The 17,267-nt window shown below is 54.7% G+C and carries 18 protein-coding genes; 3 read left to right on the forward strand and 15 right to left on the reverse strand.

Going from position 1 to position 17,267, the window contains the following annotated elements:
- Positions 1-140: 140 nt before the first annotated feature.
- The 3 genes from CPH80_RS10825 to mpl form a co-directional block, all read right to left on the reverse strand.
- Positions 141-1,280: an acyl-CoA dehydrogenase family protein gene (locus CPH80_RS10825; RefSeq protein WP_096277697.1), complete on the reverse strand. Its 1,140-nt coding sequence runs from the start codon at positions 1,278-1,280 to the stop codon at positions 141-143.
- 85 nt (positions 1,281-1,365) lie between these two features.
- Complete coding sequence (locus CPH80_RS10830; RefSeq protein WP_096277699.1) at positions 1,366-2,049, reverse strand: flavin prenyltransferase UbiX; 684 nt, start codon at positions 2,047-2,049, stop codon at positions 1,366-1,368.
- A gap of 24 nt (positions 2,050-2,073) precedes the next feature.
- The gene (gene mpl, locus CPH80_RS10835; RefSeq protein WP_096277701.1) at positions 2,074-3,468 is read right to left on the reverse strand and encodes a UDP-N-acetylmuramate:L-alanyl-gamma-D-glutamyl-meso-diaminopimelate ligase; all 1,395 of its coding nucleotides are present in this window, start codon (positions 3,466-3,468) and stop codon (positions 2,074-2,076) included.
- A gap of 155 nt (positions 3,469-3,623) precedes the next feature.
- On the opposite strand from mpl, the gene CPH80_RS10840 reads away from it, so the two are divergent.
- Complete coding sequence (locus tag CPH80_RS10840) at positions 3,624-4,886, forward strand: 6-phosphofructokinase (RefSeq protein WP_096277703.1); 1,263 nt, start codon at positions 3,624-3,626, stop codon at positions 4,884-4,886.
- Here CPH80_RS10840 and CPH80_RS10845 read toward each other — a convergent pair whose 3' ends face one another.
- Positions 4,887-5,141: a GrxA family glutaredoxin gene (locus CPH80_RS10845; RefSeq protein ID WP_096277704.1), complete on the reverse strand. Its 255-nt coding sequence runs from the start codon at positions 5,139-5,141 to the stop codon at positions 4,887-4,889.
- Positions 5,142-5,323: 182 nt separating this feature from the next.
- On the opposite strand from CPH80_RS10845, the gene CPH80_RS10850 reads away from it, so the two are divergent.
- Entirely contained in the window at positions 5,324-5,767 is a 444-nt protein-coding gene (locus tag CPH80_RS10850; protein ID WP_096277706.1) for a YqaA family protein, read from the forward strand.
- On the opposite strand, the gene CPH80_RS10855 is transcribed toward CPH80_RS10850, so the two are convergent.
- On the reverse strand, positions 5,707-7,152 hold the full coding sequence (locus tag CPH80_RS10855; RefSeq protein ID WP_096277708.1) for an ABC1 kinase family protein: 1,446 nt from the start codon (positions 7,150-7,152) through the stop codon (positions 5,707-5,709). The genes CPH80_RS10850 and CPH80_RS10855 overlap by 61 nt on opposite strands.
- A 436-nt stretch (positions 7,153-7,588) precedes the next feature.
- Here CPH80_RS10855 and CPH80_RS22430 point away from each other — a divergent pair, with 436 nt between their 5' ends.
- Positions 7,589-8,068, forward strand: a complete 480-nt coding sequence (locus tag CPH80_RS22430; RefSeq protein ID WP_227520123.1) for a GGDEF domain-containing protein — start codon at positions 7,589-7,591, stop codon at positions 8,066-8,068.
- Here the strand turns inward: CPH80_RS22430 and lipB are convergent.
- From lipB to CPH80_RS10910, 10 genes are all read right to left on the reverse strand, one after another.
- Positions 8,065-8,709, reverse strand: a complete 645-nt coding sequence (gene lipB, locus CPH80_RS10865) for a lipoyl(octanoyl) transferase LipB (RefSeq protein ID WP_096277710.1) — start codon at positions 8,707-8,709, stop codon at positions 8,065-8,067. The two genes, CPH80_RS22430 and lipB, sit on opposite strands and share 4 nt — an antisense overlap.
- 5 nt (positions 8,710-8,714) lie before the next feature.
- Positions 8,715-8,984, reverse strand: coding sequence for a YbeD family protein (locus tag CPH80_RS10870; RefSeq protein WP_096277712.1), 270 nt, complete (start codon positions 8,982-8,984; stop codon positions 8,715-8,717).
- Between the two features lie 32 nt (positions 8,985-9,016).
- On the reverse strand, positions 9,017-10,195 hold the full coding sequence (locus CPH80_RS10875) for a D-alanyl-D-alanine carboxypeptidase family protein (RefSeq protein ID WP_096277714.1): 1,179 nt from the start codon (positions 10,193-10,195) through the stop codon (positions 9,017-9,019).
- Between the two features lie 48 nt (positions 10,196-10,243).
- Positions 10,244-11,173, reverse strand: a complete 930-nt coding sequence (locus tag CPH80_RS10880; protein ID WP_227520125.1) for a septal ring lytic transglycosylase RlpA family protein — start codon at positions 11,171-11,173, stop codon at positions 10,244-10,246.
- Between the two features lie 104 nt (positions 11,174-11,277).
- Positions 11,278-12,420, reverse strand: coding sequence for a rod shape-determining protein RodA (rodA, locus tag CPH80_RS10885; RefSeq protein WP_096277716.1), 1,143 nt, complete (start codon positions 12,418-12,420; stop codon positions 11,278-11,280).
- Positions 12,420-14,318 (reverse strand): penicillin-binding protein 2, encoded by a 1,899-nt coding sequence (mrdA, locus tag CPH80_RS10890; protein WP_096277718.1) that lies wholly within the window; start codon positions 14,316-14,318, stop codon positions 12,420-12,422. Before mrdA ends, rodA begins: the two co-directional genes overlap by 1 nt.
- 9 nt (positions 14,319-14,327) lie before the next feature.
- Positions 14,328-14,798, reverse strand: a complete 471-nt coding sequence (gene rlmH / locus CPH80_RS10895; RefSeq protein WP_096277720.1) for a 23S rRNA (pseudouridine(1915)-N(3))-methyltransferase RlmH — start codon at positions 14,796-14,798, stop codon at positions 14,328-14,330.
- A 2-nt stretch (positions 14,799-14,800) separates the two neighbouring features.
- Positions 14,801-15,151: a ribosome silencing factor gene (rsfS, locus tag CPH80_RS10900; protein WP_096277722.1), complete on the reverse strand. Its 351-nt coding sequence runs from the start codon at positions 15,149-15,151 to the stop codon at positions 14,801-14,803.
- A gap of 81 nt (positions 15,152-15,232) precedes the next feature.
- Complete coding sequence (gene nadD, locus CPH80_RS10905) at positions 15,233-15,871, reverse strand: nicotinate-nucleotide adenylyltransferase (protein WP_096281557.1); 639 nt, start codon at positions 15,869-15,871, stop codon at positions 15,233-15,235.
- Positions 15,872-15,876: 5 nt separating this feature from the next.
- A complete protein-coding gene (locus CPH80_RS10910; protein ID WP_096277724.1) occupies positions 15,877-17,133 on the reverse strand; it encodes a glutamate-5-semialdehyde dehydrogenase in 1,257 nt (418 codons plus the stop codon).
- Positions 17,134-17,267 lie beyond the last annotated feature (134 nt).

The following is a 17,267-nucleotide window of genomic DNA, read 5'->3' on the forward strand; positions in this document are numbered from 1 at the left end:
TATCCTTGTTAGAGGTTGTGCCGTTACTTTAGGGGATGTGGCTGTCAGAGACCTTGATAGGTTTGGCAATCTGTAAAGTTTAGTAACAAGAAAACCCCGGGGTCAGTTCAACTGGCCCCGGGGTTTTTGTTTAACGCGGCTTAGAATGCGCGCGAAACAATCTCTTTCATGATTTCGTTGGTTCCGCCATAAATGCGCTGAACCCGCGAATCTGCCCAGGCGCGGGCAATCGGGTATTCCCACATGTAGCCGTAGCCACCGTGCAACTGAACGCACTCATCCATTACTTTGCATTGCAGGTCCGTGGTGTACTGCTTCAACATAGCGGCTGTGGGGATATCCAGCTTTTTGTCGAGGTGCAGTTCCAGACAGCGGTCGGTAAACACCCGAGCTGCGGTGAGTTCAGATTTCAGCTCAGCCAGCTTGAAACGGGTATTCTGGAACTTGATAACCGGCTTGCCGAACGCCTTACGCTCTTTAACGTAGTCCAGCGTCCACTGCCATGCCGCTTCAGCGGAGGCAATCGCGGTTAAGCCAATCTGCAGGCGCTCAGCTGGAAGCTCCTGCATCAGCTGGAAGAAGCCCTGCCCTTCCATAGGACCGATCAGGTTAGCTACCGGCACTTTTACATCCTGGAAAAACAACTCAGACGTATCCTGGGCTTTCATACCCACCTTGTTCAGATTCTGGCCTTTCTGGAAACCTTCTGATGCGGTTTCAACCAGCAGCAAGCTGATGCCCTTTGCGCCTTCCTTCGGATCGGTTTTAACCACCACAATCACCAAATCTGCCATCTGGCCGTTGGTAATAAAGGTTTTGGAACCATTCAGAATGTAGTTGTCGCCATCTTTCAGCGCTGTGGACTTCACGCCCTGCAGGTCAGAACCAGCACCCGGCTCGCTCATGGCGATAGCCGTAATCATCTCACCGGAGACCATTTTCGGCAGGTAGTGTTTCTTCTGCTCTTCCGAACCGTAGTTCAGAATGTAGGGTGCAACGATATCAGAGTGCAGAGTCCAGCCGATGCCAGAAAGCCCGGCACTGGAGATCTCTTCCATCACCACCGCGCTGTAGCGGAAGTCGGCGCCAACGCCACCGTACTCTTCGGGTACGCCTGGGCACAGGAAGCCCAACGCGCCGGCTTTTTCCCATAGCTCGCGACTAACCTGTCCATCTTTTTCCCACTGCGCGTGGTAGGGCGCAGCTTCTTGCTCCAGGAATTTCCGAACGGAATCCCGAAAGCCATCAAGATCAGCGTCGAATAGCTTACGTGGAATCATGGTGAACCTCAGTTTGTGAACAGTGTTGTGATTAACGTTCACCAAGTCTCTAGTGGCAGGCGGGTTTGCTCAATGATGAAAACCATCAATCATGCTGGCCAAAACCATCGTCACGATCCACTTTTGCGTTAACTCGCGCCTCTCCCCAGCGAGGCATCAAGTCTTGAGGCACGCCCAGATGGTCGAGAATCCGCGCCACAATAAAGTCCACAAGATCCTGCACCGAATCTGGCCGGTGATAGAACCCGGGGCTGGCCGGCATGATCACAGCGCCCATACGGGTTAGCTTTAGCATGTTCTCTAGGTGCACCTCGGAATACGGCGCTTCCCGGGGCACCAGTATCAGTTGGCGCCGTTCTTTAAGTGCCACATCGCCGGCACGTTCAATCAGATTGTTGCTGGCGCCGGTGGCCAGCGCAGAAAGAGTGCCGGTGCTGCAGGGGCAAACCACCAAAGGTGCTTTCTCACCAGATCCCGAAGCCGGCGGAGAAAACCAGTCTTCCCGACCAAACACCAGAACTTGGCCCGGCTCTGCAGAGGCGTATTCAGAAAGGGTTTTCTGCATGGCCGGCGGGGTTCCCGGCAGTTTCAGATCGGTTTCCGTTGCGATCACGATCTGAGCCGCTTTGCTTATCATCACATGAACCCGGCAACCAGCCGCCACCAGGCATTGCAGAAGGCGCAGACCATACTGGGCGCCAGACGCACCGGTGAACGCTAAGTTAACCGTTCGCGCTTGCGATACATTATTACGGGTGGTGTTTGTCATGGTAATGATTTCCTATTGGCCAGATTAGCCACGGATACGCTCAAGCTCGGCAATGAGTTTGCCGTGCACACCGCCAAAGCCACCATTACTCATGATGACGATATGGCAGGGGCTGGGAAGATCCGCCAGCACACGCTCGACAAGCCCTTCTACTGTAGATTCCACAAGGTGTTGCCGGGATTCCGGGTAGTTTGCTTGCCACGCAGACACCAACTCCGGCAACCAGTCCATGTTGTTGAGGTTGGCCCAATAAACCTTATCGGCCAACGCGGCACTCGGCAGTAACGTATGCTGATGAACGCCCTGCTTCATGGTATTTGATCGTGGCTCGATAAGCGCTATCACTGGCTCTTCGCCCACCTGATTGCGCAAGCCATCTAGGGTGGTCGCTATGGCTGTCGGGTGATGGGCGAAATCGTCGTAGATCTTTACACCGTTAATATCCGCCAGCAACTCCATACGGCGCTTTACGCCAGAAAACCGACACAAAGCCGCTATCGCGTGATCCGGCGTTACGCCCACGTGCTTTGCCGCTGATATGGCTGACAGCGCGTTGCGAACGTTATGCAGGCCTGTCTGGCTCCATCTCACCACGGCGACAGGTTGCTCGTGGTGAATCACCATAAACCGGCTGCCGTCTTCAGAAAGCAATTCTGCGCGCCAGTCGACGGTACCCGCTATCTCGCTACCAATGGCTGTGTCTTGAACCGGGCTCCAGCATCCCATGGCCAGCGCTTTATCCAAATGAGTGTCTAGGCTCGGGCGGATGATCAGCCCCTGAGAAGGAACCGTGCGAACTAGGTGATGAAACTGGCGCTCAATGGCTTCAACGTTATCGAAGATATCCGCGTGGTCAAATTCAAGGTTGTTCAGTATCAGCGTATGGGGGCGGTAATAAATGAACTTGGAGCGCTTGTCGAAGAAGGCGCTGTCGTACTCATCTGCTTCAATAACGAAGAAATCGCTGTCTCCAAGCCTTGCCGATACGGGGAAGTCTTTAGGCACGCCACCCACTAAATAACCAGGCGCAAGCCCTGCCTGCTCAAGGATCCAAAGCAACATGGCGGTAGTGGTGGTTTTGCCGTGAGTGCCCGCAACGGCCAACACCCAGCGGTGCCGGAGCACCTCACGGGCCAGCCACTCTGGGCCCGACATGTAATCAATATTGCGGTTAAGTACCGCCTCAACCTCAAGGTTACCCCGGGACATGGCATTGCCGATCAGCACAAGATCGGGCTTTGGCTCCAGATGCTTCGCGCTGAAGCCGTCCATCAGGCTGATGCCCTGCGCCTCTAACTGCGTGCTCATGGGCGGATAAACGCCTTGATCAGAACCGGTAACGGTGTGGCCAAGCTCCCTTGCCAGAACAGCCAGGCTGCCCATAAATGTGCCACAAATTCCCAGAATATGAATATGCATTCGCCGACTGCCCTCTCCGTTGAAACCCGACAAGCCTCCCGTATCCGCCCGACTCCGTCAAGAGCACTGCTATCCATACTTCTTGCCATGAAAATGATCAGCATTTGGCGTATCATCTGCGCCATTGTCGAACCAGCAGGAGGCTCCATCCCGAGATGGCCATCAAGAACGCATTCTACGCTCAGTCGGGCGGTGTTACCGCCGTCATTAATGCCAGTGCCTGCGGGGTGATTCAGACCGCCCGCAAGCACCCAGATAAAATCGGCAAAGTCTTTGCCGGGCGCAACGGCATCTTGGGTGCGCTGAACGAAGAGTTGATTGATACCAGCCTCGAAAGTGACGAGTCCATTCGGGAGCTAATCCACACACCTGGCGGCGCCTTTGGGTCTTGCCGGTATAAGCTGAAAAACATCTCAGAAAACCGCCGCGAATACGAGCGCCTTATTGAGGTGTTCCGCGCCCACGACATTGGCTACTTTTTCTACAACGGTGGCGGCGACTCCCAGGATACCGCTTATAAGATTTCGCAAATGGGCGAGAAGATGGGTTACCCCATTACCTGTATCGGTGTACCCAAAACGGTGGATAACGACCTGCCGTTTACCGATTGTTGCCCGGGCTTTGGCTCGGTTGCCAAGTACATTGCCACCTCCACTCTGGAGGCCAGCCTGGATATCAAATCCATGTGCGAGACGTCCACCAAGGTGTTTGTTCTTGAGGTCATGGGCCGCCACGCGGGCTGGATTGCCGCTTCCGGAGGCCTCGCCGGTCAGAGCGAAGACGAGGCGCCCCACATTATTCTATTCCCGGAAATTCCGTTCAACCGCGATGCCTTCCTGGAGCGGGTTGATTTCTGCGTGAAGGAATACGGCTACTGCGTGATTGTGGCTTCCGAAGGCGCTCAGTATGAAGACGGCCGCTTTCTGGCGGATGCCGGAGCCAAAGACGCTTTCGGTCACACCCAACTCGGTGGCGTAGCGCCCGCGCTGGCTAACATGGTTAAACAAGCACTGGGATACAAGTATCACTGGGCGGTTGCAGATTACCTGCAGCGCAGCGCACGGCACATCGCCTCTGCGACCGACGTTGAGCAGGCTTACGCGGTTGGCAAAGCTGCCGTGGAAATGGCACTGGACGGCAAACAAGCCGTTATGCCCATTATCGTGCGGGTACAGACGAAGCCCTACGTCTGGAAAATTGGCGAGGCTCAGCTCAGCGAAGTGGCCAACCAGGAAAAGAAAATGCCGATCCACTACATCACTGATGATGGTTTCGGTATTACCAAGGAATGCCGCGAATACCTCGAGCCGCTAATTGCCGGCGAGAACTTCCCTCCGTTCGACAACGGGCTGCCTCGGGTCGCGAAACTCAAAAATACGCTGACCGAGAAAAAACTGAGAGCCGACTTTCAGCTCTGATTAGCGGGCCTGATCCACCTCTAGCTGCTGCACGTAGCTAGAGAACTCGTCGTAGCCACCTATGTACGTGTCCCCCACAAGAATCTGCGGCACGGTGTGAACAGGGCGCCCAATTTTGTCTGCTATGTCGGCCTTCGTCATGTCATGCTCGATCATATCAACCCAGGTATATGGCATATTGCGAGATTCACAAAGGCTCATTGCACGCGCGCAAAACCCGCAGCTTGGGCGACCATAAATAGTGACCTGCTCCATAAAACCTCCAAGATAGTGTTCTCCGGAACCTTCCGGAGTGTTAAAAATTATGAATTCATGATGACATGATTCTGAGAAACTAAAAATTGACGTTTTGAATGACAACCATAGTACCAGATGATACCTAGGGGATCGTTAATCCCTGAAAGCAGAGGCATGCACACCCGAGCAAGGAAAACTCTTTGATTTACCTGACGTTATTTCTGGTTTCATTCGCGGCGGCCACCCTGCTGCCGGCCTATTCGGAAATACTGACAGGCACGCTGGTTGTTCAGGGATACTCACTGTGGTGGCTGTGGTTCTGGGCAACCTTGGGCAACACGCTGGGGTCTGTGGTTAACGGTATTATTGGTAGGCAGATTGACCGCCTAAAGCACAAGCGCTGGTTTCCGATTAGCGAGGCTCAGCTTCACAAGGCCAGAAACAGTTTTAACCGCTACGGACAGTGGTCTTTGCTGCTGGGCTGGTTACCTCTGGGTGGCGACGCGTTGACGCTGGTAGGCGGGATCATGCGCGTGCCCTGGCTCAATTTTATTGTGCTAGTGGGTATCGGAAAAGGGCTGCGCTATGCTTTTGTAATCTGGCTGGTCGCTGAAGCGTCGGGGGTATCATCACCCTCACCGTAAAGGTACTTACGCAACAATGGTTCGCCATTGAACTCTGAATAAAGCACGGCAATAAAGGTATACACCCCAATCAGCTTGCGGTTAAGAAATACAAATTCGCTGGGCGGTACCCGAAAGTAGCGATTTATGGCCGACCGTGCCGCCTGTCGCGCGACCCGGGATGGCAGGTCGCTTTGCTTCCAGCGATACTGCCCCTTGCTGTTAACCGCTCCCTCTGGCCAACTTTCATGATCACTGGAAAGCGGCTCCAGAACCGACATGCAAACCTGACCAAATTTCTCCAACACTTCTTTCGGCCAATCTGAGCTCATGAAGCGAAGCTTTACGCCGCCGTCGATCACGGCTTCAAGATCGTCTTCATAGGAGGCCCGAACCATCTGAATAACCGGGTCGAGAAACTCTCTGGAATACGACTGCACCGCGCCAAAATCCAACAGTACGATGCGATCGTGATCATCATCCCCACCCTCTTCTCCAGCGATACGAATGCGGTAATTACCAAAGTTTGGGTCTGTTTGGATTTCGCCCCAAATAAACAATTCCCGGAAAAACAGCTCCAAAGCAGCCTTGCCCAGATCACTACGACGCTCAAGCGGTAAATCACCGACCACCGCAGAGCTAATGGAATGGCCGTGCTCGTAGGTAGCACCAATAATGTGGTCTGTGGAGTACTCTGGCAACACTCTGGGGACCACAAAACGTGGGTCGTCCGCGAGCATCTGTCGGAATTTTTCTGTTGTGCGGGCTTCTAGGCGGTAATCCACCTCTCGATGCATCATTCGCCGCACCTCTTCGAGCCAGTCCTCGAACTCCGGCCCAAAGTTCACCAGCCGGGCAACCCTAAGCAGCTGAGCCACGGCATTTAGATCGCTATCTACTGCGTCTGCAACACCTGGGTACTGAACTTTGAGTACGAGTTCCAAGCCATCGCTGCGCCGAACAGCTCGATGAACCTGCCCGAGCGAAGCCGCGCCTATGGGTTCGGGGTCTATATCAAGCTCTGCCAGTCTTTCGCTACTCAGCTGAGCTTTAAGCACGCGCTCGATAGCCGCCCACTCCAAAGAGGTGGTCTGGTCTTCTAGGGTATGCAGCGCTTCGGTCACTTCTTCTGGCAAGAAATGTTCGCCGTATAGCGCCATCACTTGGCCTATTTTGACCACACTGCCTTTCAGCTGGCCAAGCTCATCCACCAGAAAACGCGCCTGGCTGGAGAGCATGGCCCGGTGGCGCTCATCACGCCTCTCCTTGTTGCCGATCCAATTGGTGGCCATGTGCGAGGCCATACGGGTTCCTGCAAAGAGCCCCGCACGGGTCAGGCTCAGGCGGCGTTCGAAGCTTCCTGTCTTGATGCGGGACACTGACTTACCTGAACGCTTGGATGACATATGCGACCTGCCCAAATCGGAAAATTTAACCTTTTAACATTATACGGATACTGTAACCACCTGCCCTCTCTGATTCGACCCAAATTTGCGGCCTGGGGGCCATTGTGCGCAGACGCCTACCAGTTTATATCTACTTACGTTTTGACACAGTTCCGATTCTTATCAACTGGATAAGCGCGACTACCACTTTACTGCTAGTTTTTTATGCGTGGCGCTCGTTCGGTCGTGGCGATCAGCTAACATCAGTGCTACTCGCACTGTTTGCAACCATGATGGCTAGCAATATCTCGTCATAAAACCTTCCACCGTAGGGTTTTTATGATCGTTACGACGATTCTATTTACCTACCTGACTGTTCAGGCGGTGGAGGACGGATCGGCGATCATCTGGCTCTTTGCCTATCCGCCCATTGTGTTTTATATCAGCGAAGCCCGGGTTGGCAAACCGTCGCGAAGCGCTGGCGCAACTAGAAGCGGAATATGAGCGCTACCTGCGCAATGGCCGGCCGTTCGCCGTATTGCTTGCGGATATCGACCTGTTCAAGAACATCAACGATACCTATGGGCACCATGTAGGCGATGACTTAATTGTGCAGGTTGGGAAGACATTTCTGGACCAGTGCCGAAAGGTCGACACTATCGCGCGATGGGGCGGCGAGGAATACTTGGTGCTGCTACCGGAAACAGACCCAACTGAGGCGGTACACATTGCAAACCGGATTCGTGAGGCCATCGCTGAAAATGCAGTGATGGTAGAGCAGAAGCCAGTGACCTGCACGGCTAGTATTGGGGTAGCAAGCATCGGCGGGCGCGAGTCGATCGACAAGCTTCTTCAACGTTCAGATGAAGCCCTTTACCGTGCAAAATCTCTCGGGCGCAACCGTGTTTGCGCCCATCAAGAAGAATCGTTGGCTTAGCTCTCCCAGCCCTTGCGGTAACTCACGGTGGATTCACCCATGCCGGAGACCAGCTGGGTCACCAAGCGCTTTTCAATATCTACAATGGACGCAGTGGATACAAAGTCGCGAACCTGGCACATGGCCAATCCGGCATAACCACAGGGGTTGATTCTTTGGAAGGGCTCCATGTCCATATCAACGTTCAGTGCCAAGCCATGGAAAGAACAGCCACGGCGCACCCGCAACCCGAGGGAAGCAATTTTCGCATCACCCACATACACACCGGGTGCATCCGACCGGGGTTCCGCGGCAATACCAAGCTCGGCCAGTGAACGCACGATAGCCTGCTCAATAACGTCTACCAGCTCCCTTACCCCCATCTTACGCCGGGTTAGACCCAACATCAGGTAAACCACTAGCTGGCCAGGGCCGTGGTAGGTTACCTGCCCGCCACGATCCACCAGAATAACCGGAATGTCGCCCGGCGCCAGAATATGTTCGGCCTTACCTGCCTGCCCCTGGGTGTAAACCTTAGGGTGTTCAAGGCACCAGAGCTCGTCTTTGGTGTGATCGTCTCTTTCCGCTGTGAAGCTTTTCATCGCTTCCCAGGTTTCCAGATAGGGCTGCTGGCCCAATGATCTGACAATCAGTTCAGGCATTGCGCTTACAACACCATGTGCACACGACCACTGGCCTTGAGCTCCTCGAACAGGGCTTTTAGTTGCGGCTCGCCCGTCGCAATTATGTTCAGACGAACCGAACAGAACCGCCCCTTGCTGCTGTCTTGAATAGAAACATCCGCCTCGCAAAGACCCGGGGCGTGCTGCTCAACAACCCCAACCACAAATTCCTTAAAATCCGGAGCAGAGTTGCCTATCACCTTGATGGCGTAATCGCAGGGAAACTCAATTTTTGGTGCTTTCGGCTCACTCATGCCGCTTTACTCCCGGGCTCAACTCGCCCTTACTAAAACAACTGAATAAAAAACAGCTTGATGGCGTCCCAGATGCGCTTGAACAGGCCGCCCTCGGGCACCTCTGTGAGCGCGAGTACTGGTTGATCTATCAGTACCTCACCATTGAACGACACCTTCACTCGCCCGAGCTCATCGCCGGCCCGAACCGGAGCTTTGATCACCGAATCGAGATCCACGCTGGACTCCAAGCTGTCGCGAGACCCGCGAGGAATGGTCACGTAAGCATCTTCAAGCATACCTACAGAGAGCTGATCCGACTCACCGCCCCATACATCTGCTTTAATGAGCTCCTGACCCGCACGGAACAACCGCTCGCTCTCAAAGTAGCGGAACCCATAGTTCAGCATTTTCTGAATTTCTTGCGAGCGCGACTGTGAACTGCGGGTACCCATTACCGTCGCAATAAAGCGGGTATCATTTCGTTTGGCAGAAGCAACAAGACAATACCCTGCCTCTTCGGTATGACCGGTTTTCAGGCCATCAACACTTTCGTCGCGCCACAACAGGCTATTGCGGTTAGGCTGACGGATATTGTTGTAGGTAAAGTGCTTTTCCGCGTAGATCGGGTAGTTCTCTGGGTGATCATTGATAATTGCTCGTGCCAATACAGCCAAATCATACGCGGTGGAGAAATGATCGGGAGCAGGCAGGCCAGTCGCATTCTCGAAGTGGGTGTCCTTCATACCTAGCAGCTGAGCCTGCTGATTCATGATATCCACGAACGCGCCCTCACTGCCTGCAACAAACTCAGCCAGCGCGACCGATGCGTCGTTACCAGACTGGATGATGACACCTTTAAGAAGATCCTCTACGGAGACGCTGGTGCCTTCTTTAATGAACGTCCGCGACCCTTCAGTTTTCCAGGCCTTTACGCTGATCGGTACCAGGTCGGACATTTTGATCCGGCCTTCGTCCAACTCACGCTCAACAATGTACGCCGTCATCATTTTGGTCAGGCTGGCTGGTGGGAGCCGCTCGTTGCTGTTCTCCTCCATGAGGACGCTGCCGCTCTTCGGGTCCATGAGTACGTAGGAGCTGCCAGCGATCTGTGGCGGAGACGGAATCAGTACAGTCTGGGACATTGCGTTGCCTGATACCGAAAGCATCAGTACAAAAGCGAGTATCGCTGAAAGAAAGGAAAGCGAGCGAAAAACTGATTTTAAGGCCATGGGTCTATTCATTCGTCGTTAAGTGTATTTTTATGTGTGATCTAACGCTTAGTCAGAGTCGGTCAGCACAATTGACTGGAAAAACCCCTTTGCTTCCAGCAGGTTCTGCGTCTTTCGCGCACTGCCTTCATCCTGGAAAGGGCCAACCTGTACCCGGTGAAAGCGCCCGGACGCTGTATTCACCGCACGCACCCGCACAGGGTTGTCGAACGAGTTGCTGAGTGCGCTCTTGGCGCGACCCTGCAGTTTCTCCGCAGGATCAGGGCTGCTGAACGAACCAAGCTGAACAAAAAGCCCGCCACCAACATCTTGGCTGCCCTTTACAGCGACAGCATTTTCCGTTGCCGGGGCTGGCTGCACCCGTGGCTGACCATCGGAAGCAAACGGCTGGCCGGCAATGAACATGCTGCCATCCGGTTTAACGGTAATTGATTCTACCTCTACTCGAGCGGTGCCCCGCGACTGGTAGCCTAGTTTCTTGGCCGCCGCGTAGGACAAGTCGATCAGACGATCCCCATGAAACGGGCCACGATCGTTAACCCGAACGATCACGGAACGACCGTTATCCCGGTTGGTCACCCTTGCGTAGCTGGGAATCCTCAGGGATTTGTGAGCCGCCGACATTTGATACATGTCGAAGGTTTCGCCGTTGGATGTCTTGTGGCCGTGAAACTTCTCGCCATACCAGCTTGCAGTACCACGAGCGACATAACCATCACTGCTATTTAGCACAGTGTATTGTTTACCCCATACCGTATAAGGCGATTTATTTCCGGCTCTAACCGGCGATTGGTATACGGGCACGGCATCTGACAACCCAGTGGCATCAAAGTTGCCCGTGGGGGCTCTGTCTTGGGTGATGGTATAACGTGATGAATGATCAGTGCCGGCCGGTGCCGAAGTAGGTGTCGACGCACAGCCAGCCAGTGCAAGAACTGCCGGTATCACCAACCATATATATGAGCGATTTGAGATCACTGCCTGGATGTCCTCTGAGATACATGCCTGCGGATAAACGTAAACGCACCAACCGCTACCATTGTAACGGGTTCCCGGCGCCTATCACCATTACCAGCGTGACATCAGGCCGTGATCATCCTGCGATGGGTGTGTATGGACATCAGAATGCCAAACGCCGCCATCAGCGTTACGATTGACGTACCGCCGTAGGAAATCAGAGGCAAGGGTACCCCGACCACAGGCAGCAGACCACTCACCATGCCAACATTTACAAACACATAGATGAAGAAAGTCATCGTCAGTGCGCCCGCCACCAATCGGCTGAACGAATCCTGAGCAGTAACCGAAATATAGAAGCAGCGCAGTATAATCAGGAAATAAACACTGAGCAGAACCAAGATTCCGATGAACCCGAATTCCTCGGCCAAAACGGCAACAATAAAATCTGTGTGGCTTTCGGGCAGGAATTCCAAGTGCGATTGAGTACCCTGAAGCCAGCCCTTACCATTGAGACCGCCGGAGCCAATGGCAGTTTTGGATTGGATAATGTTCCAGCCTGCTCCCAGCGGATCGCTTTGGGGGTCCAGCAGTGTCAGTACACGCTGTTTCTGGTATTCACGCATTCCAAAAAACCACATCACCGGTGCCGCTACCGAAACCAACGCGAAAAATGCAGTAATCAGCTTCCAGCTCATGCCGGCGAAAAATACCACAAACAGGCCGGCCATGCCCACTAAAAGCGATGTGCCGAGATCGGGCTGCCTCACGATCAGGACCATGGGGAGCAGTACAATCGCCAGGCCGACACCTATGCGAGACAACCTCGGCGGCAAAAAATGCCGTGACAGGTACCAGGCTGCCATCATAGGCACCACCAACTTCATAAGCTCTGACGGCTGAAACCGCGGCAATCCCGGCAGAGCCAGCCAGCGCTGTGCACCTTTAGCACCGATACCGACAAGTAGCACAGCCGCCAAGCCGATCAAGCCAAGGCCGTATAGCCAAGGCGCCCAGCGGCGGAATACAGAGGGGTCCAACTGCGCGAATACCAGCATCACAATAAAGGCAATGCCAAAACGCACACCTTGCGCCTTGACCACATCAAGATTTCGGTCTGCGCCGCTGTAAAGCACGAACAGCCCCGCAGAGATCAGCCCAACAAGCAGCACAAGCAGAATGGGATCCAGATGCAGGGCCGACCATAGGCCTCTCGGGCGCCCAAGGGGATTGCTGGCAGTTGAGCTAAACACTTCCCGGGTAGCCATTAACGAACCTCGTCTTCTGAATCGGTTTTACCGTTCAGCGAGCCATCTTCCGTCGCTGCAAACTCCACTAGCCAGGCATCAAACAGTGCCCGCGCCACCGGTGCTGCAGTGCTACTGCCACCACCGCCATTTTCAACAATCACGGAAACCGCGATTTGCGGATTCTTTACCGGCGCAAAGCCGATAAACATGGCGTGATCCCGCAACCGTTCACGGATTTCTTCGGCATCGTATTCTTCATCTTCTGCAAGACTGAACACCTGTGCCGTGCCGGTTTTTCCGGCCATACGGTAAGAAGCTCCCCGGCCCGAGGCTCGGGCGGTGCCTTTAGAACCATGCATCACTTCGGCCATGGCCTCCGTGATGTACTCCCAATCACTTGGGTCTTTGAGCTTCAATGGCTCATGGGTTTCACTCGGCAAAAACTCATCTGCCGACCTGCCTCCCAGAATACTTTTTAGCAATCTCGGCTGAACCCATTCACCCCGGTTTGCAATCAGCGCCGTTGCCGTCGCAAGTTGCAAAGGCGTCGCGAGCATAAAGCCTTGGCCAATGCCCATATTTACCGTGTCCCCCGGATACCAGGGTTCGTTGCGCACCGCCCTTTTCCAGTCCCGAGATGGCAAGAGCCCGCTTAGGGCGCCGGATACATCCAAGGTTGCATCTTCACCAAAACCGAAGCGAGCGAGATAGCTGTGCATGGTGTCTACACCCATTTCCACAGCGGCCTCATAAAAATAGACGTCACAGGATTGTGCCATGGCATAGGTCAGATCGACCCAGCCATGCCCTCCTCGCTTCCAATCCCTCCAACGACGACCCCCAGAGTTGAGCTGAAAGTACCCAGGATCCCAGATGGTGTGATCCTTCGTTACAGCACCACTATCCAAGGCCGCGATCGCCAGCATGGGTTTTAAAGTGGAGCCGGGAGGGTATTGCCCACGCAGGGCCCGGTTAAAAAGAGGTTTATCTCGGCTTTCACTCAATTCGCGGTAGTCTGGCACGCTGATGCCGGTAACAAACTTATTGGCATCAAAGCCGGGCACGCTGGCGAGCGCCAGTATCCCGCCCGTTGCGGGCTCGATAGCGACGATAGCACCCCGGCGGCCATCCAAAAGCTCGTGTGCTTTATTCTGCAATCGCAGGTCTAGGTGCAGTTGCAGATCGTCACCCGGCACCGGGTTTTCGTGCTCCAGAACTCTAAGTGTGCGACCCCGCGCGTTGGTTTCTACGTGCTGGTAGCCAACCTTTCCGTGCAGCATTTCTTCATAAAATCGCTCAACACCGGATTTGCCAATATAGTTGGTACCGGCGTAATTAACCGGGTCGATCCGCTGCAACTCTTCACGGTTAATGCGGCCGACAAAACCCAGCGCATGGGCCGTCAGCTCGCTGTGCGGGTAATATCGAACCAGTTCTGCTTCCACTTCCACACCGGGCAATTCGTGCCGGTGTACCGCCAGGCGCGCAATTTCGTCTTCGGTTAGGTCGTAGCGCAGCGGAATCTCCTGAAAGGGTCGTCTCGGTTCACGCAGGCGGCGCTGAAACCGATCCAAATCCTCTTCGGAAACATCAATAATCCGGACAAGCTGCTCCAGCGTAGCGTCCATATCGCCAACCCGCTCCGGCACCAGTGTTACGCTGAACACCGGGCGATTTTCCGCCAAAAGTACATCGTTGCGATCGTATACAAGCCCGCGCGGCGGGGGCACTGACTGGACCTGTACCCGATTTTTATCAGAAAGAGTGGTGTAGATGTCATGCTCTACGATCTGAAGCTGATACATCCGCGCAACAAGCCCCACCATAAGCAGGAACACGAACAGCAGCATAGCGGTGACGCGGCGCTGGAATAGCCTGCGCTCGGCGGCAGTGTCTTTGAATTCACCCCACGGCATGGATGCGTCCTAAGCCCGATGGTACGGGTGGTTACGAGTAATAGACCAGGCTCTATATAACTGCTCCGCCAGCAGGATTCGCACCAGAGGGTGGGGCAAGGTAAGAGGAGAGAGCGACCACTGCTTGCCTGCGCGCAGGCGACAGGGTTCAGCCAGTCCATCCGGGCCGCCTACAAGAAAGCTCACATCGCGCCCGTCCTGCTGCCAGTTTTCCAGCTGGCTGGCCAATTTTTCAGTAGACCAAGGGCGGCCCGTCACCTCCAGCGCGACAACGTTGTCTTTGGGGCCGGTCGCGGCCAGTATTGCCTCGCTTTCGCGCTGCATAAGCCGGGGAATGTCGGGATTTTTGCCACGATGGGGCATGGCAATTTCTACCAGTTCAAGAGGCATTTCCGGAGGCATACGACGCGCATAGTCGTCGTAGCCTTCACTGACCCAGCCGGGCATTTTCTGCCCCACACAGATCAGGCGCAATCGCATGATTATTCGCTGCCCGCAGCACCGGGATCCGGTGCATCACGCCAGAAGCGCTCCAGATCATAAAATTCACGGGCGGCAGGCAGCATGACGTGTACAACCACATCGCCCAGATCCACCAGTATCCAGTCACTACCACCGCCACCTTCAACACTGTTGACACGAACGCCCTGCTCTTTTGCATCGACAACAACAGAGTCGGCAAGAGATTTAACGTGTCGGTTGGATGTTCCGGATGCCAGAACCATGAAATCGGTAACGCTGGTGCGATCCCGTACGTCAACAACACTGACGTCCTGTGCTTTCACATCTTCAAGTGCGTTCACTATCAGATTTTTAAGTTGTTCTGCCTGCATAATCACCCTGTTGTTCGGGTGCCGGCCGGAATGGCCACCCGAAAAGTCATAATTGATCGCGATTGTACCACTAAAACTTCGCTACGGGGCACGCCCATAAAGCCCTATCCGCCGAATCTCCGCCAATACCGTATCGGGAACCAGATAACGGGGTGACACGCCACGGCCAATACGCTCACGAATGCCGGTTGCGGAGATGTCTAACCAGGGCGGATCCAGTTCAAGCGCAAGCCCCGACGCTTGGCCACTAAGGGCTTCAACGCTTTCCACTCCACGCTCAGCAAGCAGCCGAGCAGGCTCACCCTCGGGATCCAGTGCAATGCCGGGGCGTCGCACAACAATAATGTGGGCAAGGTTCGGAATCTGCTGCCACTCTTTCCAACGGTCAAAACCGGCAAATGAGTCCGTGCCCACAACCATCACCAGCGGGGTATCTCCGCCCAATTCCTTGCGCAACTGGTGCAAAGTATCCGCCGTATAGGATGCACCTTCACGGCGCAGTTCTCGATCATCAATGCGCAAACAAGGTTCGCCAGCTATCGCCAACTCCAACAGGTGCAACCGCTGCGCCGCCGTTGCGCCGGTCTCGCCCCGATGAGGGGGGATATGACAGGGCACAAGATTGATAGGCACGCCTCCGAGCCTGTCGCTAACTTCTAGCGCAAGGCGCAGATGGCCATGATGTACCGGGTCGAAGGTGCCGCCATAAATCACATGCATCGGCATCAGGCCCGGATGTGACCATCGCCAAACACCACGTATTTTTGCGAGGTTAGGCCCTTAAGCCCAACCGGCCCGCGGGCATGTATTTTGTCTGTAGAGATACCAATCTCGGCACCCAGGCCATACTCAAAGCCATCAGCAAAGCGCGTTGAGGCGTTGACCATCACCGAGCTTGAGTCCACCTCTGTGATAAATCGCCGGGCCCGAGTGTAGTTCTCCGTGATAATGCTGTCGGTATGCTGGGAACTGTAACGGTTGATGTGCGCTATCGCACCATCCAGCCCATCCACTACGCGAATGGCCAACACAGGAGCCAGATACTCTTCCTCCCAGTCTGCCTCTGTGGCCACACTTATATTCGCGAGAACTTCCCGAGTCTGCTCGCACCCACGCAATTCCACACCTTTTTCAGCAAAGGCAGAACCCAACAGCGGCAGCATATCGGCGGCAATTTCCTTATCCACCAGCAAAGTTTCCATGGTGTTGCAGGTGCCGTAGCGATGAGTTTTGGAATTAACGGCCACGTTCAACGCCTTTTCTGGATCGGCATGGCTGTCAATGTACACATGGCACACGCCATCAAGATGCTTGATAACCGGCACCCGTGCGTCTCGGCTGACTCGCTCAATCAACCCTTTTCCGCCTCTGGGCACAATCACATCCACGTAGTCCGGCATGGTGATTAGCTCGCCGACAGCGGCCCGGTCGGTGGTTTTGATAACCTGCACCGCCGATTCTGGCAAACCGACCTCTGCAAGCCCACGGGCCAGGCACAAGGCAATGGCCTGATTAGAATGAATGGATTCAGAGCCACCACGCAAAATAGCGGCGTTGCCAGATTTCAAACAAAGACTTGCGGCCTCAACCGTCACATTAGGGCGGGACTCGTAGATAATGCCGATAACACCCAGAGGCACACGCATTTTGCCCACTTGGATGCCAGACGGCCGATAGGTCATGTCGGTAATTGCCCCAATGGGGTCGGGCAAAGAGGCAACCTGATGAAGCCCCTCAATCATGGCATCAATACGTACGGGCGTGAGCTCAAGCCGATCCAGCATGGCGGCATCCAGACCACTGTCCTTCCCGCCGGCAAGATCGCGGGCATTTGCCTCAGCCAATTCACTGCGGGCGCCATCCAACGCTTCGGCGGTAGCTAGCAGCGCACGATTCCGTACCTGCGTGGTAGAGCGCGCAATGAGTGTCGCCGCTGCCCGGGCCTGCTGCCCGACTTCGGTCATATAAACTGCAATATCCATCCCTTTACCTTATGTGTTTTCTGCCAGAATTCAGGAATAAGAGCTTAACTTTACCTTTCCCGTTTCAAGTACGCACCCCAAACAGATATTATACCGTTGCGGTACAACGGGAACTCCGAAAAAGGACGAATGCC

The organism is Marinobacter sp. LV10R510-11A, from assembly GCF_900215155.1.
Taxonomy (GTDB): domain Bacteria; phylum Pseudomonadota; class Gammaproteobacteria; order Pseudomonadales; family Oleiphilaceae; genus Marinobacter.